Genomic DNA, 21,402 nt, shown 5'->3' on the forward strand with positions numbered 1-21,402 from the left:
ATTAAGCTTTTTCCAATAATACCAGACTGTGGTCATTACCTGCCAGATGATTATAAAGAAGAACATTCTTTACGTTTTCTTTTTTCTTTGCGTTGATCATCATCACTTCCGGAATCTGCTGTTCTTTAAGGATATGACAGGCCATAAAGATTGAAAAACCACTTGCTGTATTGAATTCTCCACTCAGATGTTTGTAATACAGCTGTACGGAATCCGGAAAGATATCCATCGCTTTTGTATAGTAAGTATCTGAATCTGCATCCCCGCTGAACCCTAAAATTACAGTATCAATATCTCCGGTTGAAAGATTATTCTGAGCTAAGAAATGCTGGATAAAATCCTGTACTTCATGTAGCTCTACTTTATTGCTTATATGGATATTCTTAAGTTGGGCATAAGAATTTTCAGTTTTATCCTTACCTATAACAAAAAAGCTGGCACCTTCACCCCAGATCACTCCGTTGGTAGTGGAATGCAGATAATCAGCGGGGAGATCTACTTCTTTTTTTATGGTATTATTTAAACAGTAAAGCTCCATAGTTCTGGCAGTCTGCTCATCTGTAGAGCCTACAAGAACATTTTCTGCTTCTCCGTCATTAATCTGAAGCTTGGCATCCAGTAATGAAAACTCCAGCGAAGAAGAAGTATTCACATAGGTGAAGTTGTAAGCATGACACTGTAAGCCCAGAGCAATCTGTCCTGCTACCGTGTTATGGGTAGACTGGATGAAAAAAGTAGGGGTAAGAAACTCTTCATGATTGTCAATCACGTTTTTCAGGAACTTTTCGGAATCCTGGGAACATCCCATTCCGGTTCCTACAATGATAGCATCCGGCTGTTCAATTCCGGCTTCTTTCAGTGCATAATGTGAGGCTACAGAACTCATTTTTACGGTTTTGGACATTCTTCTGATCATGGCAGGCGAAATAAACTCCTTGTAATTGGGTTCTATAGCCTTAAGGATGTTTGAAGAATTTTCAGGATGAAGGTTCTGAAGGATATTTTCGTTTAAAGTGTCCTGAACGGAGATACAGGATGCACTGTTGATGTATACTGTACTCATGATTTTGAAAAAATTAGTGTTGAACAGTTTCCTCCGAATCCAAATGAATTGGAAAGTACATGATTGATGTTCTTTTCTTTCAGTTTGGTTACCGGAGTAAGATCAAACTCTTCCATTTTCGTTTTAAAATTCAGGTTAGGGAAGATAACGTTGTTCTGCAGGGCTAAAATTGAAAATACAGCTTCAATTCCTGCGGCAGCAGCTAAGGTATGCCCCGTAAATGCTTTTGTAGAGCTGAATTCAGGAACCTGGTTTTCTCCAAAGATTCTGATCATAGCAATGCCTTCTGATAAATCATTATTAGGAGTTGCTGTTCCGTGAACGTTGATATAGTCTATATTTTCTTTATCCAGTCCTGAGATTTTCAAAGCCTGCTGCATGGCTAAAAATGCACCCTGCCCATTTTCTGAAGACGCTGTCTGATGGTGGGCATCATTGGCATTTCCATATCCTGAAAGATAAGCCAGGACTTTTTTATTTTCTTTTCTGACCACTTCTTCGGACTCAAGCACTAAGAAAGCTGCCGCTTCTCCAAGGTTCAGTCCCTTTCTGTTGTTGTCAAAAGGAGTATTGTAGGAATCTGTAAGAATCATCAGGGTATTGAAACCATTCAACGTAAACTTTGAAAGAGAATCTGTTCCGCCGACAATCACACGGTCCAACACGCCGTTTTTAATCAGTTTTGCGCCCATCATAATAGCATTGGCTGCTGATGAACAGGCTGTACTGATGGTAGAAACCATACCTTTTAATCCTAAGTAACCGGCAATGGCCAAGGAGGAATTTCCGGCATCGTGTGCGTCAATATATTTTTGCTTTTCGGGGAAGTCTTCGTAAGAGTAGAAGTATTTTTCAGTGATATCCATCCCGCCTACACTGGTAGATGAAATCAAGCCGGTTCTGTAACCATTGATATCTGGAATTCCTGCACTTTCTACAGCTTCTTTAGCAGCAATCATTCCCAGTAAAGAAGTTCTTGTGACATTGTTATCTTCATCAAGATGAAGTTTCTGCACAAGTTCTTCATTGGATAATTTTATTTCACCTGTTTTAATCAGTCCGGCGTGGCGCGTTTCAAACATTTCGATATCTGAAATCCCATGTTTTCCGGATTGTAATGAAATAAAATTTTCCTCCACATTGTTTCCGATGGAGGAAATGATGCCCATTCCCGTTATGGCAATTTTTTGACTCATGGTATTAAATCATATAACAATGCAACAATCTGACAATTTACCAATAATTGCTACATTGATATCCTGTCAGATTGTTACATTCATTTATTTTGTTCTGTTGTTCTCGATGAATGCAGCCATCGTATCGATAGATTGGAAAATTTCCTTCCCTTTTTTAGGATCAGCTAATTTTATTCCGTAATCTTTATCAAGAAGAACGATCAGTTCCAAAGCATCAATAGAATCCAGTCCTAATCCTCCTCCGAATAATGGATCAGCATCTTTGATTTCTTCCACAGATACGTCTTCAAGGTTAAGAACTTCGATAATTTTGTGCTTCAATTCCGTTTTTAAGTTTTCCATAATTAAGTTGATTTAGCAGTGTATCAGTATCATTAAGACCATTATATCATTACACTGTTATATTGTTATATTTTATAAGGTTAGCAAATATACAAAAGCTTTGTAATTTTCCTGATACAATTCTATCCAGCCACACAATACTTTGTCAGCCTTTCCGGATCTGAGAATCTGTTCGGAATAATCGTTTAAAAAATTTTCATCAAACTCGTCCAAAACGAAAAAAGCATTTTCCGTCTGCATTTTGTGCTTAATACTGATTTCCCCGACACAGATGTTAGGTAAAGTATATACAAAAACTGCAGGACTTGGATAGTAATTGTCAGAATCGTTGATGCTTTCCTGGTATTTGGAATCGGTGTCCAGACTGGAAGATCTGTTGGCAAAAACAATAGCTGTTGTGCTGTGGTCTTCATCCTTCAGGATCATTTCAGCAGAAAGAAAAGCCAGTTTACTCAGATGATCCATTTTATGAAATTTCGGATAACTGAGGTCCAAATTTTTATAGGCTTCCTTAGCAAATTCCTGGAAGGCTTCGCTTTGGCTTTCAAAAATAATATTTCCGTCAACGGTTATTTTTGAATGTTCTATGGTACAGGTGCTTATTTTCTTCATCATATTCAATTTAACATTTTTCCAGCACAACAGCTGCGTTACAGCCACCGAACCCTGAAGCCGTCTTCAGGATGTATTTTACTTCTGCAGCCTGGTTTTCTCTGATAATATTCAAAGGTTTGGTTATTCCCGTTTCCTCAAAGTTTTTTGATGGAAGCAAGGTGCTGTGAAGGGCACTTTCCATAGAAATAATGCTTTCAAGGAGACCTGATGCACCCAGACAATGTCCGTAATAGCCTTTCATACTGTTGAGAGGAATGTTTTGAAGTTCCATCCTGCTGAAGGCAATGGCTTCCATTTCATCATTATATAAAGTAGCCGTTCCGTGAGCTGAAATAAAATCAATCTGTTCAGCAGAAACATTCGCTTCTGTCATTGCATTTCTGATACTGGCATACAAACCGTCACCCGTTCTTGAAGGTCCGGAGATGTGGTTGGCATCATTGACCGCAGAATCTCCAAGAATTTTAAACCTGGGTTTTTCGTTTCGTGAGATTGCTTCATCACTCTGTTTCTCGCAAAGACATGAAGTGATATACACAGCTGCGGCTGCTTCACCGATATTGATTCCATCCCTGTTTTTATCGTAAGGCTTACATGGTCCGGAACCAATGGCCTGAAACGAATTGAATCCTGAAGTGATAAATTCAGAAAGCTCATCTCCTGCAATCACGAAAGCATCTTTATACTTTCCTGCCTGAATCATATTTTTAGCTACTGCAATGGCCATTACTCCTGAAACACAGGCATTGGAAACCACAACAGGTTTCGTTTTGAATCCAAAGAAATCGGCTATTTTCTGTGCCAGTTTTGATAAGTAAACGCTTTTCGGCAATTTAGACTGATTTTTTAGAAGGCTGATATTTCCTTTTGTTGTGGAAAGGATAAAAGCCGTGTCTTCTGATAAGGTATGTTTTTTAACAAGAGGCTGCAGGCTTAAAAGAAGCATTTTTTCCAGTCTTGTAAAATTATGATGTTTATTCTGAGCATCGCCGAAGATTCTGCTGAACTCTTCATTAAGTTGATCAGAATCTATCATGGAAGTATAAAAAGCATCCTGACTGCCTGTGATTTTATGTAAAGCAACGCCTGATTTTCCTTCCAGAAGTGCCTTCCAGTTAGATTCTGTATTGAAGCCTAAAGGAGTTACACAATTGTAGTCTGTGATATAAATTTCTTTCCTCATGATAGTCCCATTTTATCTTTCCAGTTTTGAAAAAATTCCGGATTATACAGACATAAGTTTCCGTTGCTGTCAAGAAATACCTGGATGGTTTCACCGCTGCATACCAATTGATCTTCCTGATTGAAAATCTCATACCTGTAGATCAGCTTGGCGGAAACAGAATTGATAAAAGTGGTCACAATTCTGAATGTTTCCCCATATTTTAAAGGAAGAAAATGCTCGCAGGTACTTTTTACAATCGGTGTTACATATCCTGCATTCTGAATATCAAGATAGGTAAGTCCATGCTGACGGCCGAAAGCTTCCCTTCCGTCTTCAAAATACACGATATAATGTCCATGCCAGACTATTCCCAGCGGATCTGTCTCATTGAACCGCACTCTTACTTCTTCAGTACAGGTTAATATATTTTCTTTAGACTGCATTTTGTTTCTTTTCGTAAAAAATGGAAACAGCTACTGTGGCAAGGTAAAATAAGAACAGTAAGACCAGTTCTTTGGCAATTCCACCGATGCCGCTGTTTCTTAAAATAATATCATAGTAAGCATTCAGTCCCCAGTTCATTGGAGAGAATTTCGCTATGGTCTGCATGAATTCCGGCATTAAAAACACGGGAACCCAGATTCCTCCTACGGCGGCAAGAACCACTACGGAAGTTGCTCCGAAAGGGGCAGATTGTTCCTGTGTGTCGGCAATCGTTCCCAACAGCACACCGAATCCGATGGCTGCCAGTCCGGCAAACAAAGTCACAATGATAAGCTGAAACATTTTTCCGGATACATCAAAGGCCGGAAGCTCCATGTAAGGAAAAAGATAAATTCCTACCGCCACCATCAGTAAAAACTGAATGATACAGATAATAAGATAAGTAAATGTTTTTCCTAAAATATGCACAAAATATGGAGTAGGGCTTATTCTTGCTCTTACGCTTGTCCCCTGGCTTTTTTCTTTTACCAGATTGATGGATAAAGGAACTACAATAAAGAATATCGCAAAAAGAGTCCATGCAGGAACGTTGTGCTGAACGGAATTCGGCATAACATCCATTTCTCCTTTTTTCGAAGTGATTTCTTTAAAGCTGATCAGGTTTTTATTTTCGTCAAGATTTTCCGTAGTTCCCAGCTGATCCTGAAATGCTTTATAAATCTTTTTATTTTCAATCTCAAAAACCATTTTGTTGACGGAATTCATCACTGAGTTTTTGAATCCTGCATTCGTTGCCGGGTCAAAGTACAAATGAATTTCTTTGGCCTTCGGAGCCGCAGTTTTTACTTTTGCAGAATCTCCTTCCAGTCCGAATGAGCTTACAATGGTCTGAACCTTAGAATCAATATTGGAATTTAAATCTTTCGTTAAATTGTCAGGAATGATGATCGCCATCTGATAGTCTCCGGAAAAAACAGCATCCTGTGCAGATTTTTCATTGAAGTTGGTCAGCAGCTGGAATGTTTTACTGTTTTCCAGTTCTGCTTTAATATTCTTTGAAACCTCAGACTTGTCATTATCAATAAAAATGATCGGGATCTTTGATCCTTCAAGGTTTTTAAAGGTAGAATCCTGAATAAGGGTAATGGTTACAATCAAAAGCAGCGGCATCACAAAAATGATGACGATACCTCCGATATCTCTTTTCAGCAGAAGGATTTCTTTGATAAAGCTTCTCCACAGTTTATACAACAACATCTCTTAATTCTTTTCCGGTTAATGAAATGAAAACATCTTCAAGGTTTTCAGCGCTTGCGACTCTGTTCACCAGCTCTTCAGGTGTTCCTACAGCATGGATTTTTCCATGATCAATGATGGCAATCTTAGTACAGAATTCTTCCGCTTCTGAAAGGTGGTGAGAAGTATAGATGATACACGTTCCCTGTTTATTTAAATCTAAAAGATAATCAATAATTGCTTTTTTAGACTGAACATCAACCCCTACAGTCGGTTCATCCAGAAAGAGAACTTTGGGATTGTGAAGTGTACCGGCGATGAGGTTGCAGCGGCGTTTCATTCCTCCTGAGAATTGCCCTACCTGCTTGTTGGCAAATTTTGAAAGTCCCATAATTTCCAGTGACTCATCAATCGCTTTTTTGAGCTGATTATGCTTTAAACCATAAAGGCTTCCGAAAAACATAAGGTTTTCTTTTGCGGTAAGCGTAGGATATAAGGCATATTCCTGTGGAACAATTCCTATGATCTGTCTGATTTTGAAACCATCCTTCTGAGGAGACAGTCCGTTAATGGTAAACTGACCTGATGTAGGCTTTATCAGTCCGGAAAGCATAGAAATTAATGTTGTTTTCCCGGCACCGTTAGGCCCCAGAATTCCATAGATTTCATTTTTGCTGATATTCAATGTGATATCATTTACAGAAAAATCTTCAGAATTCTTGTATTTCTTATATAAATTTTTGATTTCAATCATATTTTCCGCCATATCAGATCGCTTTTCTCAGTTTTTTATAGAAAGCTTCTTCCAGGTCTGCAATATGCAGCATTGTTTTTGAAAGTTCATTGTAGATATTGCTTTTCGAGTTTCTGTTTTTATAAACACGGGCAATATCCACAGCAAAATCTCTCCAAAGGTCACCAATAGCAGTTATTTCTTTGGATAACTCTTTTAACTTATCATTTTTAAGAATAACAGCAGCTTCCTGAAGGAATGCCCCATAGATAAATCTGAATCCACCGCCTCCGGTTCCGATTTCTTCCTGCATTCTGATCAGTTGTCCCAGATAATGGTTAGTTACTTTTGTCCCTTTCTTTTCTGCCCATTTCGGGATGCTTTTCGCTACCCATCTCATGGCTTTTACCCCGATAAGCGGTACCGGAGCCAGCATATTTTTACAGGTGTCTTTGATTCCCTTTTTAATGGCTTCTTCAAGATTCACATTTTCAGGGATATAAACAGGGTAGTACATGTGCCCTTTTGGAGGAAGTGCTCCTTTTGCATATCTTACTTTTTCCAGTTCTGCTTCGGAAAGGGATGTCGTATAATCCATTACCGGATCGCTGATCAGGAATTTTCCGTCTTCTTTTCCATAAACCACCAGGTTGTGAGCATTGAAGTGGAATTTATATTCTTCAGGAAAGTATGTAAGATTGAAAACACCCACCTGAAGCCCTGTAGGTATATTTTGTTCCAGATTTCTTTCGAGTGCTTTCTGGGCATCCTTAGGGTTTGAGAATTTTTCTCTTTTAATTTTAATTCCTAATCTTTTGGCTGCTTTACTGAAAATGGCACCCGGCATCGGGCGGTAGCTGAAGCCCGGAGCAAAATTTACCTTTAAAAAAGGAAGGTAGACAAAAAACAGTCCGGAACCGATCCCGAAGATCATGGGTTCACTCAGTTTAAGTCCTTTGTTGAGCAGTAGATTAGAAGCAACACCGTTTTCGCAATGCGCAGTCTGATGGTGTTCAAAGTTTAATTTCATTTGCTGATCGTATCTTTTTCATAGGTGAAATGAAGCCTTGCTTCATTATTTCCCGTCGAAGTTTTTTAATTCATCCACTGAAATTCCGAATGCATCGGCATATTTTTTCAGTGCAGTTTCGCTTAGTGTTTTGAATACTTTTGGTTTAAAATGTCTTTTGACCCTCCATTGCCACATTCCTACATATGAAGCAAGAACACCAATATCCATTTTATTCAGTTCCATAAAATAAACGATGGGGCTTACCGTATTATTGGCAACATTTTTCCTTGCTTCCTCAATTCTTTCATGAATAAGTTCCATCGATTCATCCAGAGCAGCTTTCTTGGCATTCCAGCCTGTACTGTTTGCTGTCGTGTAATTGTCATTTTCATCCGTCACATACAGGACTTCAGTCATGTTGGCAGATTTCAGATTACTTTCGTCTTGAGGCAGGTCTTGTTTTTTCATCTAAATAATGTTATTTTTTTAGATTCCAGATGAGAAATGGTTCACCTGTTTTTGATTCTTTTAATCAGGTGGCTAAAATAGTGAAAATACATTATATGTAAATCATATTAAATCTGAAGGGGTTATTACCTCTGATCAGAGTATGTATTAAAATCTTTTAGCAATAAGTGTTCCACGGATTTATAAAATGTTTCACGTGAAATAATTCAATTTCCGATGATGTTTAATAAGTGTTATTTGTTTGATTATCAGTGGGTTGATTGAATTTTTGTTAAAATTGAAATAAATAATAATGAATGTTTTTATTGTAAGGTTTTGTATTTACTTCAATGAAAGTTATTGATTTTTAGAAACTAATGCCACAAATGAATTACACAAATATTCACAAATCAAAAAGTGAAGTTTAAACATAAACCATTCTAAAAAAAGCTGTACGTTTTGTACAGCTTTATAGTATAATATTGGAATAAAATTTACGACTTTACTTCCTGAATAAATAGGTTGATTTCTGCTCTGATCAATAATTCATCATGATTGAAGGTTTCACAGAATATGTGGCAGATATTCTCAAACTGCGATATAAGTGATGCCCTGGAGATAATTTTGTCATTCACCTTTGGAAGAGCAAAAACCTCAATCTTTTTGATATTGGTAATGAACCCGATCACTTTGGTATCTGCTTCAGGATTTTCAAAGAAACTTTGTCCAAGGATCGATGAGCAGGTTTGGGCCAGGTTTTCAATTAATCCGGCTTCCACAAATTCATTATTGTGAACAAATATATTATCTTCTTTGATTTCAAAGGAAGTCACTACTTTTTCTTTGGTCAGCTCCAGGATATAATCTGCCATAAGCATCGGTTCGCGATGCGGTAAAAAGTTGTGTATATTGATGATATTTTCTTCCTTTATTTCCATTACAGTTTATTTTACAGCGGTTTTCATTTGAGATTTTGCAATCACTTCACCGTTCAGTTTGGTCACAATATCTACAAGGGTTACTCCCATTACTTCATTGAGGATCGTTACTTCGGACTTCAGCTGATCACCTGTTTTAGGTAGTTTTTCGGCTTCAAAAGACTTAATGGCTCCTATATATCCGGTAGGAGCGTCTTTTCCAAGAAGGTAATATTTATATCCTGTATGTAAAGCAACGCTCTGTGCCTGATGTTCAATAAGTCCTGATGCCTGAAATAATCCATCCTGGATAAAAAGGTTATCTTCTTTGATTTCAAAACCTGACAGGAGATGATTTTCAGAATACTCCGTCAATTCATGTACCATCACAAAAGGAAACCTTTGCGGAATAAGACTTTCTACAAAATCTTTGTTAGATGTGGGGAGTCTGTTTTCCATTAGCAAACTGTTAATAAGGCACAAGAATAAGCGAATCTTCCGCTTTCAGGAACACAAAGAAGTACTTTTTCTTCTTTTTTCAGTTTCCCGGAGTTCATCAGTTCTTCAAGAGCGATAAAGATAGATCCTGCTCCGATGTTTCCTACTTCTGAGAGATTATAGAACCATTTTTCTGCAGGGAAATCCATTCCTTTTTTAGCAAATTCTTCTTTCAGGCCGTCTTTGAAATATCCTGATGAAATATGAGCCAGTACGTGGTCAATTTTTTCCGGATCCAAATTATGTTTGTCAAAAGAAGATCTTAAACTTTCAGCTCCTTTTACAAGAATATATTTATCCAGAATTTTAGTGTCCTGTTTGATGGCAAAAATGGATTGCTTCAGCCATTCATCAGATGGGTAATCTGCCCATGATTTCAGGCTTCCGTCTTCCAGTTTATCACATCCGGCATACATGCATGCCTCAATTTCATGTGCATATGAATAGAAATCAATGAATTCTATCTTTAAGGAAGTGCTGTTTTCTCTTGGCTTATTTTCCAGCAGGAAAGCTCCCGCTCCATCGGAAAGCATCCATCTCAGGAATTCTCTTTTGAAAGCAATGATAGGTCTTTCTTCGAGCAGTTTTAAATTTTCAGCCTCGTGGTTGAATTTATCAGCAGTCATCCATGCAGACATTCTTTCGGAACCAGCACATACGGCATTTTCCTGTACACCTGCTTTTACAGAAAGGAATCCATAATTCAGAGCATTCATTCCCGAGTTGCAAAGACCTGTTGAAGTATTAATTTCAATAGATTTTCCGATGTTAAGTTCACCATGAACCATAGAAGCGTGTGATGGCTGGATCTGGTCTGGTGAAGTGGTTCCTACCGATAATAACTTCATGTCTTCCTTCTTGAAATTTTCATCAAAAAGGCCTTCGATTGCTTTTGCTGTAAGCTGCGCATTAGAGTGGGTAGGATTTCCTTCCTTATCTAAAGCGTAGTATCTTGTTGTGATTTTATTATTTCTTAGGATAAGTGATTTTGCTTTGGATGGCGCATCATTGATAAGCCCAAGATAAGTCTCCATTTCATCATTCGCTACCGGCTCATTGGGTAAGTATTTTGATGCTTTTGTTATAAATACGTCGTACATTCTATTTTAAATTAATTCCTTGTAAATATCTTTTTTGTTTTTGTCTTTTAAACCAAAATATAGGGGTTGTAAGAAGGTGTAATACCAAAACGACAGGTGAGATAATCCATATCGCTGCCATCAAATATACCTTAAAGAATTTTATCAGCAATGGACGTTTCTCTTTTTTCTTGATAATCAGATTAGACCATACTGTGAAAATTTTGTTTCCTACCTTCTCTACACGCACCAGGAACGCCCGGATTTCAATGGCTCCGTTTTTAACAAGATCCGGCTGCAGATTATTCAGATCATTGTTATTGAAGTGTCTTTCAATAATCTCGCCATACTTTACCGAACCTGCAATTTCTTCATCAGAAACACCGGCTGCCGGAAGCATTCCCGATTTTTCTTTCTGGCCTGTGGTAAGCCATCTGAGAATGGTCAGCACGCTGGTATAATTGTCATGTCTGTCTACCAGTGCTATATTTCCGACAAGTTTTGCCTGCAGATCTCTTAAGTATACTTTTAATTTTTCCTGCGAAAGCATCCACATATTTCTGGTTCCGGAAATGGTAACGACAGGAGTGTCTTTAAGGATACGGCCTGCGTACTCACTTTTTAAGAATGAAATAATAGGAATGGATGGCGTGAGATACCATACCTGATACCCAAACAGGGTAAGATCATACTTTTTATTGAGAATTTCTTCTGAAGGTGGAAGGATCTCTTTTGGAATCTGCAGATAGGATTCGGGAAAAGTGTTGAAAAAAACATCACTTGGCCAGGGAAACGGAAAGTCTTCCTTCAGCTTAATATTATAATAGGTAACATCATATTTTTCCTTTTGAGCTTCAAAAGGCCTGGCAATGTTTTTCACAATATCTTCCAGTTGACCGGTTTGTGAATAATATATGACAAGTATATTTTTTTTCATTAGTTTTCTTTAGGGTTTACAAAAATATGTTTTTCATATTTATTAGGTAGATTTAAATACTTTTATGGATTCGGAACTGAATTTCAGTGTATAATTTTCACTTCCAGACCAGGTGTTTTTGGTATTTACAAAAATGATGGTTTCAGGAAGTTCCGGAAGGTCCTTCATTGTAAAATGTTCATCTGATATAAGAAGGATGTCAATTTTCTTATTAATCTCAGAAAGGTCTTTGATATAATGTATTTTTCTTCTTTTTACCAGATAGCTGTGCGCGGCGGTTTCCCTCTTTTCATCATTCCGGATCATAGAAAAAATTCTTCTGCCTGCCTGATACAATGTTAATAAAGCATCTTTTTGCCCAAAATCATCAGCCATATGAAGGATGCCGGCGTCATTGGAAATATGCTTGTTAAGTTCAAAATATACCGATTTGTTGGTATTGAAGTCCTCTTTCACCTCTTTTACCACTTCACTGTCTTTGTACAGGTAGCTCAGGAATAATTTTTTCTTAAAATAATTTTCATCCTCAATTTCTTTCCGAAGTTTTGCAAACTCTTCTCTAAAGTAAGCATTGATCTTTTTGGTTCTCTCAGAATAGTTTTTACCAAAACTCATATCATCTTTGCTGATTCTGCTGCCTACTTTTACCGTGATGCTGCCATCATAGATAATAAAGTCTCCTTTTGGCAGTACTTCAGAGTTTCCGTGAATGTAGATGGGAAGAATATCCAGGCCGAACTGTTCTGCAAGATAAAATGCTCCTTTATGAAATCTTTTGATGTCATTGGTATAGGAACGTTTTGCTTCGGGGAAAACCACTAATGAATATCCTTGTTCAACTTTTTCCTTCAGCTTTTCCATTCCATTTTCAATTCCCTGTGAAACGGGGTAAAATCCAAGAGCTCTTACCAGCTTTCCAAAAATAGGAGACTGGTATACCCAGTCATTTACCAGATAAATGATTTTATGAGTTGTCATTGCAATGGCCAGTGTATCCAGGAAGGATGTATGGTTGGCAATGATCACGGCCGGTTTACTGAAATTTTCTGACGGATTTTTAATGACCTTCTTCTTTACAAAAGGATTAGAATAAAGAACAGAAGTTAAAAATCTGGCTAAAATAATTTTGATAATATTCAGGGTCTTTCCTTTGGAATTTTTAACAAAGAAGCTTCCGAAAGCGGAAAACAGCAATCCACCAATTCCGTAATACAGGAATGAGAATACAGACCATATGAATAATCTGAAAGTAATCGGCGAAAGTCCTTTTTTGGCTCGGTTGGTAATCAGCAGTCTGAACCAGAACGGATATAGGGTAGAGGTAATAATAATAACTGAGAACATTCCGATTAAAGCAACCAAAGCCAGGGAATGCAGGGCCGGATGTTTGGCGAAAATCAGGGAACCAATGGAAAGGATGGTTGTGAAAACGGCAAGAATGATGGAAATTCTGTATGTTGGCAGTTCATTTTTTCCTGTAGTGTGTTCTTTCTGCATGGCCTGTGTAAGGAAAATACTGAAGTCATCACCAACTCCAAAAACCAGTGTGCACACTACAGTGCTGAAAATATTCAGTTCCAGTCCCAGAAAATAAAGTATTCCGGCTGTTACAACTCCCGTTAAAACAATCGGGAACATGGTAAGCACTGTTAATTCAAAATTTCTGAAAAAAACAATAATGGTTAAAATGATCGCAAGAAGAGAATAATTGATCAACGTATTGAAGTCTCTTTTCAGCAGTCCAAGGAAATTTTCATTCATCTGCTGGCGGTCAATAGCAATAGCATCATGCTTCTTTTCAATATCTTTGATAAAGGCATCTCTTTTATTTTCGTCTACTTTTACAACATTGGAAACGGTATAAAAACCATTTTCGCTGCTCATGAATTCTGAAATCTGAAGCGCTTTCACTTTTTGGTAATCCTTCAGGTTTAATACAGAATAATCTTTATGCAAAACTTCATTGAAATTGTCGAATGCAGAACTGTTGAAACCCAATTTATTTCCGTTACTGATCAGTTCAGAAATGGTTCGGCTTTTCTTTTCCTCATTCCAGAAACGATTCCATTCATCAATCTTTTTCTGCTGGTCTTTTTCTGAAAGGACAACACTTCCGATCGAATTATAGCTTAAAATCTTGCCTTCTTTCTTCTCTTTTTCAAGGAAGCTGCTCAGCTCAGAGTTTCTGCTTAATACATCTTCTTCAGAATTTCCGTAAGAAATCGTATAAATAGATTTTGAAGTGATGTCGGAGAGCTTCTGCAGCTTTGCTTCACTGATTTTTAATTCTTTCGGAATGTAATTCAGATCACCAATGTCTTCATTAAACCCCACATGTCTGAATCCAAACAGGCAGGCCAGAATAATAACAGAGCACCCAATGATCAAAGGCTTGTTTTTCTCGTACGGATAAGAGCCGATCTTGTCAATAAAGTTGGTATTCGGATGTTCTCCCTTTTCTTTTGGTTTATAAAGCTGGGGAACGATAATCAATGCTGTAACTGAAGAAAGAATAACGGTAATGGCTGCAAAAAGTCCCAAGTCCTTCAATGCTTCAGAACGTACAAAAACCAGGCATAAGAATGAAACGGCTGTTGTTGCACTGCTTAATATGATCGGTTGGGTAATCTCTTTATAAAGTTCTTCAATATTATTGTTATGCTTGTAATGGGTAAGAATATGCAGGGCATAATCTATCGTGATCCCGATCAGAATGGCTCCCACGCTTAATGAGATGGCTGAGATTTTGTCCTTAATGAAATAAAGAACCAATAAGGCTAGCAATACAGAAAATACGGTGGGCAGAAATACAATAATGGGAGTAAAGAAATTCCTGAAATAATAGATCAGAAGAATCAAAAGGACGGTCATAGAAATGACAACTGTATTCTGGATGTCTTTTTTGATCTGTTTTGCATTGGCCACTGCAATTACAGGAGAACCGAAATAGCTGATTTCTGTTTTTCCCTTGAACTGCTTATTGATGCCGTCTTTAATAGAATTGAGCTGATCTACAAATGCTTCATTGGCTTTTGTGTCATTGCTTTTGTTTTTAGGATCAATGAAAAGCAGGAGATTTTTGCTGTCTTTGGTTACAATATAGCTGTCTTCAAGTTTAAAATCTTTGCTGATGTTTAAAGAATTCAGTTTTTTTATTCCTAAAAAAGTAAGTCCCAAAGGATCTTTTTTAATAAACTCTTTAGTGACAAGACTTGTGGGAGAAACCAGTGAGATGTAATTATTCTCTATCTGTTTGGCAATGCTGTCTTTTTGTAGTTTCTGATTAATCTCCTTATAGTCATTTTCATTAAGGAAGAGCGGAAGGTTCTGATTGACAAAATCAAAGGTCTCTGAAATCTCATTATCATTCACTTTGCCCTGAACAGAACCGATGTATTTCTGTAAAGGCTCAATTTTTTTCAGAAAAGTATCTGCCGTTTCAGAAAGCTGGAAGCTGTCTTCGCCGGACTGGTTTTCAATAATAACAATAATTTTATCTGAAAAATTGAGTTGCTTGAGAACTTTTGCTGTAAGATCCGATTTTTCATTTTTAGGAATAATCTGATTGATGTCTTCCTCAAAATTGATCTTTGACGCAAAGAAAATGCATAAAACGGCAATTCCTATGGCTGTCAGTACAGATAGAATTTTATTTTTGGAAATCAGATAATATAAAAATATAAAAAAGCGATGCATTGCATTTAAATCAAGTCTGCAAATTTAATTTTTTAAGCATTAGTTCAAAATATTTAGCAATAAGTTTTGACTGAAAATCAATAAAATATTCTAGGAAGATTCAAAAAATATTCTACTTTTGCAAAAGTTCCCTTTTGAAAAATGTATTTTAAACCACAATTATTATTAAAAAATAAGAATCTGTTTTAGATATGTTGAAAAGAAATGATGAAAAAATAAACGGATTTCTGTTTGTAATAGTACTTCCGCTTCTGTTGTTTGCAATGTCTTATTATGGATTTGAATCCTCTTATACAAGACTGAAAACATCAGAAAAAACGCCTGACTTTTTATTTTCCTCGGTATATGCTTACAGAGTGATTCCCAATTATCTGAGTGTCCGGATGACGGATTTTATGTACTATCTCATCAACGGCCCTCTTTCTTTCTTCAAAGATTTTCTGTCAAAGAATGGAACGCCCTTTTATCATGGCCTCTTCCTGATGAACAGTGTTTTCTTTATTTTATGTTCCTTGATTTTGAATGCTGTTTTTCAGTTGAAATCAACAGGGCTTCTTCTGAACCTTAATGCAAGAAGAATCATCCATCTTCTATCTGTTTTTTTTATTGTAATAACACAGTATGCACCCACAAACTGTGATACTATAGCGCTTTTCTGTTATCTTGCGGGCGTTTATCTGACCCTGAAATATTCAGATACCGGAAAAAATATTTTCTTTTTTATTCTTATCGGCTTAATTGCAATCTCTACCCTAGTAAGAGAAACTGCCTGTCTGAATATTGCTTTTTTTGCCGCTGTTTTTTTTCATGTTGATGAGCTGAAAAAAGGAAACTATCAGATTATCTGGAAAATAATACCATTGGTCGTTGCTTTTCTGATTCCTTATCTGGGATTGAGGGCTGTACTTGTGCAGGAGGAGACCACATTTGTGGAAGGTTTTTATATCAACAGAAACTTTTCCAGCCCTTTCAACCTTGCGGGATTGGTGTTTGCATTAATTGTGATTTATTTTATATATAAGCTTTGTACAGCACCGGAGAACAGGAGTGTTTTCGGGAAGTATTTTTTCTTCTCCATTCCTTACCTTCTTATGATTACTTTAGTAGGGCTGTATTGGGAGGTGAGGCTGTTTCTGCCTTTAATTCTGACCGGGATAATCACAGCATATCATCAGTTTAAAAAAACATCAGAGATTTAGCATGAGTTTATTACATCCATATTATTTAGTTGCAATCCTCTATATGCTGTTCTTCAGTGTTCAGGAAGTGTATGGAAAGAAGGTTGATAAAAAATGGTTCTGGTTCCTTGCTGTTTATTTTATCATTATTGTTGGTCTTAGAAAAGATGTGGGCCCGGATTACGGAAGTTATAAAGGGATTTATATTTACTCTGATACCAAAAGCTATTACAGTATCTTTATGAAGATGCTCCATATGGAAGGAACGGAAACCCTGGATGTGGAATGGCTGTATACCTTGATTAATAAAATTCTTCTGAATATCTTTGATGCCCCTTTCTATATGCTTACGTTGGTCATTGCTATTTTTGCGATGATCTTTAAAGTAGAGTATACGGAAGATAATACTTTTTATCCTTTTACCTTTACCCTTTTTATGTTTATTCCCAATTTCTTTATTGGAGAAAGCGGGCAGATCAGACAGAATTTAGGTACTTTCATTGTTTACTTTGCGATACGATATATTAAAGAAAGGAAACTCTGGCATTACTTATTTTTTATATTCATAGGATCAGGTATACACAGTGTATGTTATTTATTCCTCCCCATGTACTGGCTGGCACGTGTTCCGATCAATAAGACGGTGATGCTGATTATGATTGTTGGCTCTGTCTTTTTATCTCCATTTGAGATATACAGAAGTTTTGGTAGTTTCTTAGATGGAATGGCTTCTGACAGTACCCTGGTAGAAGGGTTTAACGGATATATGGATCAGACGGTAGAGCGATTGAACGGAGGTATCGGAATTCCTGAGGTGATGATGGCTATTCTTACTTTCTTCCTTTTCGCTTTTGATACCAAGATGAAAGAGCTGTATCCTTATTACGAATATCATAGAAACTATGCTGTAGCTGGAATCTGCCTTTACTTTATCTTCAGAAATAACCCTATATTCTCGTCAAGACTTGTGGGAGCTTTCATCGGATTCGCATATGTTATTATTCCAAATGCAATGTATGTGGTTTCAGGAAAAGTAAGAAATATGATCTATGCATTTATTATTTCGCTGGTCGTCTTCAATTTTGTCGTCTTTGCTATCTTTAACAATATCAAGGCAGGACGATTTTCAATAGAGCGTTATCAGAACTATGTTCTTCCATAGAATTTGAAATTAAAATATAATTAATTAAAAGACAGTCATTAGGCTGTCTTTTTTTGTGAAAGGCTTGTTCATGTTTGTACTGTTTACTAGCTTTGTTTTTGAATTATTAATAATATGATTTAAATATGTTGTTTTTATTTACAAAATAAATCTCTTTTTATTGAAATAGGCTTAAAAATTGCACTTGGGTAATAACACTAAATTATAAGGTATGAAAAGGTTAGCTGAAAAATTAGCGGCAGTCTTCTGTCTGATATCATTGGGAATCTGTTCTAAAGGGAATGTCAGGGAAAGCCTTTCCTCAAATGGGCATATTAAAGCAGGATGGACGGCTAAAAATACGGACTCACTCGCCAGACCGTTACCCGGATTGACGAGATTATTCCTTCCGGATTGGAAAAAAGCTCCTAACAATTACATTTTTGATCCCGGTCAGAACAGTGAGGGATTGCTGGTTCCGGTAAAAAAAGCGTATGCAATGTGGGAGGGTGGCGGATACCTTAACGGAAGCGGTATTCCGGCTGGTGTTGTAACAGCGGATGTTTTATGGGAAGATGTTCATGGGCTTATAAAATCAGGAGTAAACTATATGCTGGAAATAACGGGAACCGGACAGGACGCCAAAATAAAAGTCCCGATCAATAAAACGAAAAAAGGAAATGCCGTCATTGCTTTCAAAGTAAATGGAGAAATTTATTGGAGCTGGCATATCTGGGTGACTGATGATCCTACAAACGGATCCACTTACAGAAGTTTCAGTAATATTAAGAGAATGAAATCAGACGGAACCACTGAAGTTATCCCTGATTCCGACTGGAAATGGATGGATAGAAACCTTGGAGCAATTACAAGCTCTATTACTGCATCAGACTGGAACAGAAGCATTGGACTTCTTTATCAGTGGGGAAGAAAAGATCCTATTCCTCCTTTAGTTACAAGAGGAAATGATTTTTATGAAGCTTCAGGATCTATAGGTAGAATAAGGCATAGAGGAGCAAAGAATATGACCAATGCTGTAAGTATTGATGACCTCAGGAAATTCGTCCTGCTTTCTGCAGCGGAAGTAACCAATAATATAAGGCTTTCTGTAAAAAATCCTTTGAGCCTTATTTATGTGAACAAAGATGACAATTCCGGACAGGCGTACTACAACAATAATCTCAACCTTCCTGTCAATTGGTTTGGGAAATCCACAACCTTGCCCACGAACAGGCTTTCAGAGCTCAATCTCTGGTCTGATAATGCACAGGGGAAAATAGAAGCTATTTACAATACCGATGACAAAGCAAAACCTTATAGAGATAAATCTCCTTATGATCCGTGTCCCAACGGATGGCGGGTCCCTTCTATGCTGGTTGCCAACCTGGCTTCTTCATCCTATGTGGACGATATCAGAATAGACTTTTCACCTTTCGGAGTAAGGACCAATATGGCGAAAAATGTTTTTGAGACCAATAAATACCATATTGTAAAGCCTACCAATGCAGGAGTTCCTGCCTTCATGACAGGATTTAAAATTTATCCTAACATAGGTTTTGATCTTTCAGCTATCGGAGGATACAATATGGGGATCTTCCCGGGAAACGGACAGCTTATCAGAGGTGCCCACCAGGGACAGTATACTGATCAGCATCACACTGCACTTTGGACGGCTACCATGGCCCGGCAGTTTGATACCTCTCCGGCTGTTACTGTCAGAGGACTTTCTATGATTCCGGATAAAACACAGCCCGATATCCCGGATGCAAACTATCCTAATATTAAAGGACGCTATTATTATTTTCCTATGTCCATAATGTATACTTCAGATGCGAATGGCTGCAGATGTATAAAAGATCCTCTTTATACGATCAATGACTATGATTTTCCAACGGAATATCTGCCTGCTGCTACAGAATATAAAGAAGGATTCAATAATCCGAATACGTACCAGATTGTAAAAAGCGGAACTGTTACCGTTGTCGAGATTCCGGTCAGCAAGGCATTCTCTGTACAAAGTCAGTTACTGAATAACGCTGAAATATTAAATCCTTCCAGTTTTAATAATTTAAAAGGAAACGTCCTTTGGACTACCAATCCAGGCCTTGTTAATAAAATTACAGTGGTGAATCCTTCACCTTCATCGCTGCAGGATATTGCCAATTCTAAAATAGCTGTGGAAATTGCCCCCAATGAAAGTGGAAATGCGGTTGTAACACTCCATAACGGCAGCATATCATCACCTGTATATTGGAGCTGGCATATTTGGGTGACGGATTCTCCTGTGGGATCTTACACCTATACTACCGAGGCCCCGGCAGCAGTTACAAACTATGTGAATTATGCAGATAAAGCTGATGTGGTTTTCCAGACGACTTTTATGGATCGGAATCTCGGAGCTGCAGATGCTTTTCCTGCGGTTGCCAATCCGCAGGCTCCTACCGCTGATGAACTTTTAAAAATCCGCGCCTCTACCGGTTTGCACTATCAATGGGGAAGAAAAGACCCTATTCCTGTGTTTCAGTATGCAGATAACAGAAGCTTCTACAATGTGTTTTTAGGAGCGGCTGCAGACAATGGAACTGTTACCTACAGTACGCTTAATCCGACTGACTATAATAATCTTTCAGGAAGTTATATTGTCCCTTACAATACCTATGCCGCAGCATCAAATGTACAGGCAGCCGATAAGCCAGCCGATAAAATCTCCAAAATATTATCCTATTCTGTGAAAAACCCTTTGGTATACATGATCCCCAGTACTTTTGCGCCTTATAACAGCACCACACCTAATTATACCAGCGGAACAGACTGGCTTGCAACAGAGCCTAACTTAGCGCCGGACAGATGGGGCAGAGGAGGTAAAAAATCATCTTTCGATCCTTGTCCTGAAGGCTGGAGAATTCCTGACCTTACCAATGTAGCCTTGGTTTCCGCAGCAGATTTCGGGCAGACTCCCTGGTATAAAAAAGATAAAAATGTAGCAACGTCATACAGTATTACCACTGATTACCTGGGGACAAGGGTGAGAAACGCTGCCAACGCTACAGTAGGATATATCTTTAATAACCCTGCATATCCTTTAGGAAATTATCCCGATTCCGGATCAAGAGGATTCAGAAGTGTGACGGCAAATCAGTCAGCACAGGGAACATTTAATGTGCTCAACTATCAGTATCCGGCCGTCTGGACGGCCGCCTTAAATTCTAATTATCTGGGAAGATCAGTCAATGTTTTATTTGATGCGGCTCCTACAACCAATAGACTAATAGTTTTTCATGACAATAATGACCCCTATTTCGGAACGGGATGCCGATGTGTAAAAATAGAATATGATGCCAATGGCAATGAAGAAGGCCCGGCCTCAAGAACCACCGTAATACCGAACGGCCCTACATTAAGTACTGCAAATGCCGCACTTAAAACTACCGATAACAAGATATCACTCTATCCCAGCCCTGTATCCAATATTCTTTATATAAAAGCTACAGAAAATAAAGAGTACGATTTTCAAATTTTTAATGCCCTGGGACAGCTTGTAAAATCAGGGCAGTTTATTAATAACCAGACAGATCTTTCATCTTTAAATGCAGGAGTATATCTGATAAGAATCAATAATTCAGAAGCAACTGTTAAAATTATAAAACGATAAAGTTTTAAATAAACAGAAAAAGCGGGACAATGCCTTTTGTTCCGCTTTTTA

At 37.7% G+C, this 21,402-nt stretch carries 18 protein-coding genes; 3 read left to right on the top strand and 15 right to left on the bottom strand.

All coding sequences use genetic code 11. The features are described 5' to 3' along the window. Position 1: 1 nt before the first annotated feature. The 15 genes from ACE3RB_RS12760 to ACE3RB_RS12830 form a co-directional block, all read right to left on the bottom strand. Positions 2–1,063 carry a beta-ketoacyl synthase N-terminal-like domain-containing protein gene (locus ACE3RB_RS12760; protein ID WP_374464552.1) on the bottom strand — a complete coding sequence of 354 codons (1,062 nt, stop codon included), beginning with the start codon at positions 1,061–1,063 and terminating at the stop codon, positions 2–4. After that, positions 1,060–2,259 (bottom strand): beta-ketoacyl synthase, encoded by a 1,200-nt coding sequence (locus tag ACE3RB_RS12765; protein WP_374464553.1) that lies wholly within the window; start codon positions 2,257–2,259, stop codon positions 1,060–1,062. The genes ACE3RB_RS12760 and ACE3RB_RS12765 overlap by 4 nt, the downstream gene beginning before the upstream one ends. An 84-nt stretch (positions 2,260–2,343) precedes the next feature. Then, on the bottom strand, positions 2,344–2,601 hold the full coding sequence (locus ACE3RB_RS12770) for a phosphopantetheine-binding protein (protein WP_002983724.1): 258 nt from the start codon (positions 2,599–2,601) through the stop codon (positions 2,344–2,346). Positions 2,602–2,673: 72 nt separating this feature from the next. Continuing rightward, positions 2,674–3,213 carry a 3-oxoacyl-ACP synthase gene (locus tag ACE3RB_RS12775; RefSeq protein WP_374464573.1) on the bottom strand — a complete coding sequence of 180 codons (540 nt, stop codon included), beginning with the start codon at positions 3,211–3,213 and terminating at the stop codon, positions 2,674–2,676. A 10-nt stretch (positions 3,214–3,223) separates the two neighbouring features. Beyond that, positions 3,224–4,399 carry a beta-ketoacyl synthase N-terminal-like domain-containing protein gene (locus tag ACE3RB_RS12780; RefSeq protein WP_374464554.1) on the bottom strand — a complete coding sequence of 392 codons (1,176 nt, stop codon included), beginning with the start codon at positions 4,397–4,399 and terminating at the stop codon, positions 3,224–3,226. Further along, the gene (locus tag ACE3RB_RS12785) at positions 4,396–4,824 is read right to left on the bottom strand and encodes an acyl-CoA thioesterase (RefSeq protein ID WP_374464555.1); all 429 of its coding nucleotides are present in this window, start codon (positions 4,822–4,824) and stop codon (positions 4,396–4,398) included. Before ACE3RB_RS12785 ends, ACE3RB_RS12780 begins: the two co-directional genes overlap by 4 nt. After that, positions 4,814–6,082 (bottom strand): ABC transporter permease, encoded by a 1,269-nt coding sequence (locus tag ACE3RB_RS12790; RefSeq protein ID WP_374464556.1) that lies wholly within the window; start codon positions 6,080–6,082, stop codon positions 4,814–4,816. The genes ACE3RB_RS12785 and ACE3RB_RS12790 overlap by 11 nt, the downstream gene beginning before the upstream one ends. Beyond that, a complete protein-coding gene (locus ACE3RB_RS12795; RefSeq protein WP_228445866.1) occupies positions 6,069–6,815 on the bottom strand; it encodes an ABC transporter ATP-binding protein in 747 nt (248 codons plus the stop codon). The genes ACE3RB_RS12790 and ACE3RB_RS12795 overlap by 14 nt, the downstream gene beginning before the upstream one ends. A 13-nt stretch (positions 6,816–6,828) precedes the next feature. Next, positions 6,829–7,824, bottom strand: coding sequence for a BtrH N-terminal domain-containing protein (locus ACE3RB_RS12800; protein ID WP_374464557.1), 996 nt, complete (start codon positions 7,822–7,824; stop codon positions 6,829–6,831). Between the two features lie 45 nt (positions 7,825–7,869). Next, complete coding sequence (locus ACE3RB_RS12805) at positions 7,870–8,274, bottom strand: hypothetical protein (protein WP_374464558.1); 405 nt, start codon at positions 8,272–8,274, stop codon at positions 7,870–7,872. A 473-nt stretch (positions 8,275–8,747) separates the two neighbouring features. After that, positions 8,748–9,191 (bottom strand): hypothetical protein, encoded by a 444-nt coding sequence (locus tag ACE3RB_RS12810; RefSeq protein WP_002983710.1) that lies wholly within the window; start codon positions 9,189–9,191, stop codon positions 8,748–8,750. 6 nt (positions 9,192–9,197) lie between these two features. Next, on the bottom strand, positions 9,198–9,629 hold the full coding sequence (locus tag ACE3RB_RS12815) for a hypothetical protein (protein WP_374464559.1): 432 nt from the start codon (positions 9,627–9,629) through the stop codon (positions 9,198–9,200). Beyond that, positions 9,629–10,768, bottom strand: a complete 1,140-nt coding sequence (locus ACE3RB_RS12820) for a beta-ketoacyl-ACP synthase III (protein ID WP_374464560.1) — start codon at positions 10,766–10,768, stop codon at positions 9,629–9,631. The genes ACE3RB_RS12815 and ACE3RB_RS12820 overlap by 1 nt, the downstream gene beginning before the upstream one ends. A 1-nt stretch (position 10,769) precedes the next feature. Beyond that, on the bottom strand, positions 10,770–11,684 hold the full coding sequence (locus tag ACE3RB_RS12825) for a dialkylrecorsinol condensing enzyme DarA (RefSeq protein WP_374464561.1): 915 nt from the start codon (positions 11,682–11,684) through the stop codon (positions 10,770–10,772). A gap of 42 nt (positions 11,685–11,726) precedes the next feature. Beyond that, entirely contained in the window at positions 11,727–15,380 is a 3,654-nt protein-coding gene (locus tag ACE3RB_RS12830) for an MMPL family transporter (protein ID WP_374464562.1), read from the bottom strand. 191 nt (positions 15,381–15,571) lie between these two features. On the opposite strand from ACE3RB_RS12830, the gene ACE3RB_RS12835 reads away from it, so the two are divergent. From ACE3RB_RS12835 to ACE3RB_RS12845, 3 genes are all read left to right on the top strand, one after another. Further along, positions 15,572–16,579, top strand: a complete 1,008-nt coding sequence (locus tag ACE3RB_RS12835; protein WP_374464563.1) for a hypothetical protein — start codon at positions 15,572–15,574, stop codon at positions 16,577–16,579. 1 nt (position 16,580) lies between these two features. Further along, on the top strand, positions 16,581–17,720 hold the full coding sequence (locus tag ACE3RB_RS12840; protein WP_374464564.1) for an EpsG family protein: 1,140 nt from the start codon (positions 16,581–16,583) through the stop codon (positions 17,718–17,720). Between the two features lie 211 nt (positions 17,721–17,931). After that, complete coding sequence (locus ACE3RB_RS12845) at positions 17,932–21,351, top strand: T9SS type A sorting domain-containing protein (RefSeq protein WP_374464565.1); 3,420 nt, start codon at positions 17,932–17,934, stop codon at positions 21,349–21,351. Positions 21,352–21,402 lie beyond the last annotated feature (51 nt).

This window comes from Chryseobacterium sp., assembly GCF_041914225.1.
GTDB lineage: Bacteria > Bacteroidota > Bacteroidia > Flavobacteriales > Weeksellaceae > Chryseobacterium.

Coding starts and splice junctions, on each gene's coding strand:
- ACE3RB_RS12810 (WP_002983710.1), bottom strand. CDS start 9,191: ATGGAAATAAAGGAAGAAAATATCATCAATATACACAACTTTTTACCG.
- ACE3RB_RS12835 (WP_374464563.1), top strand. CDS start 15,572: ATGTTGAAAAGAAATGATGAAAAAATAAACGGATTTCTGTTTGTAATA.
- ACE3RB_RS12845 (WP_374464565.1), top strand. CDS start 17,932: ATGAAAAGGTTAGCTGAAAAATTAGCGGCAGTCTTCTGTCTGATATCA.
- ACE3RB_RS12820 (WP_374464560.1), bottom strand. CDS start 10,768: ATGTACGACGTATTTATAACAAAAGCATCAAAATACTTACCCAATGAG.
- ACE3RB_RS12825 (WP_374464561.1), bottom strand. CDS start 11,684: ATGAAAAAAAATATACTTGTCATATATTATTCACAAACCGGTCAACTG.
- ACE3RB_RS12785 (WP_374464555.1), bottom strand. CDS start 4,824: ATGCAGTCTAAAGAAAATATATTAACCTGTACTGAAGAAGTAAGAGTG.
- ACE3RB_RS12790 (WP_374464556.1), bottom strand. CDS start 6,082: ATGTTGTTGTATAAACTGTGGAGAAGCTTTATCAAAGAAATCCTTCTG.
- ACE3RB_RS12760 (WP_374464552.1), bottom strand. CDS start 1,063: ATGAGTACAGTATACATCAACAGTGCATCCTGTATCTCCGTTCAGGAC.
- ACE3RB_RS12780 (WP_374464554.1), bottom strand. CDS start 4,399: ATGAGGAAAGAAATTTATATCACAGACTACAATTGTGTAACTCCTTTA.
- ACE3RB_RS12795 (WP_228445866.1), bottom strand. CDS start 6,815: ATGATTGAAATCAAAAATTTATATAAGAAATACAAGAATTCTGAAGAT.
- ACE3RB_RS12805 (WP_374464558.1), bottom strand. CDS start 8,274: ATGAAAAAACAAGACCTGCCTCAAGACGAAAGTAATCTGAAATCTGCC.
- ACE3RB_RS12840 (WP_374464564.1), top strand. CDS start 16,581: ATGAGTTTATTACATCCATATTATTTAGTTGCAATCCTCTATATGCTG.
- ACE3RB_RS12815 (WP_374464559.1), bottom strand. CDS start 9,629: ATGGAAAACAGACTCCCCACATCTAACAAAGATTTTGTAGAAAGTCTT.
- ACE3RB_RS12770 (WP_002983724.1), bottom strand. CDS start 2,601: ATGGAAAACTTAAAAACGGAATTGAAGCACAAAATTATCGAAGTTCTT.
- ACE3RB_RS12800 (WP_374464557.1), bottom strand. CDS start 7,824: ATGAAATTAAACTTTGAACACCATCAGACTGCGCATTGCGAAAACGGT.
- ACE3RB_RS12830 (WP_374464562.1), bottom strand. CDS start 15,380: ATGCATCGCTTTTTTATATTTTTATATTATCTGATTTCCAAAAATAAA.
- ACE3RB_RS12765 (WP_374464553.1), bottom strand. CDS start 2,259: ATGAGTCAAAAAATTGCCATAACGGGAATGGGCATCATTTCCTCCATC.
- ACE3RB_RS12775 (WP_374464573.1), bottom strand. CDS start 3,213: ATGAAGAAAATAAGCACCTGTACCATAGAACATTCAAAAATAACCGTT.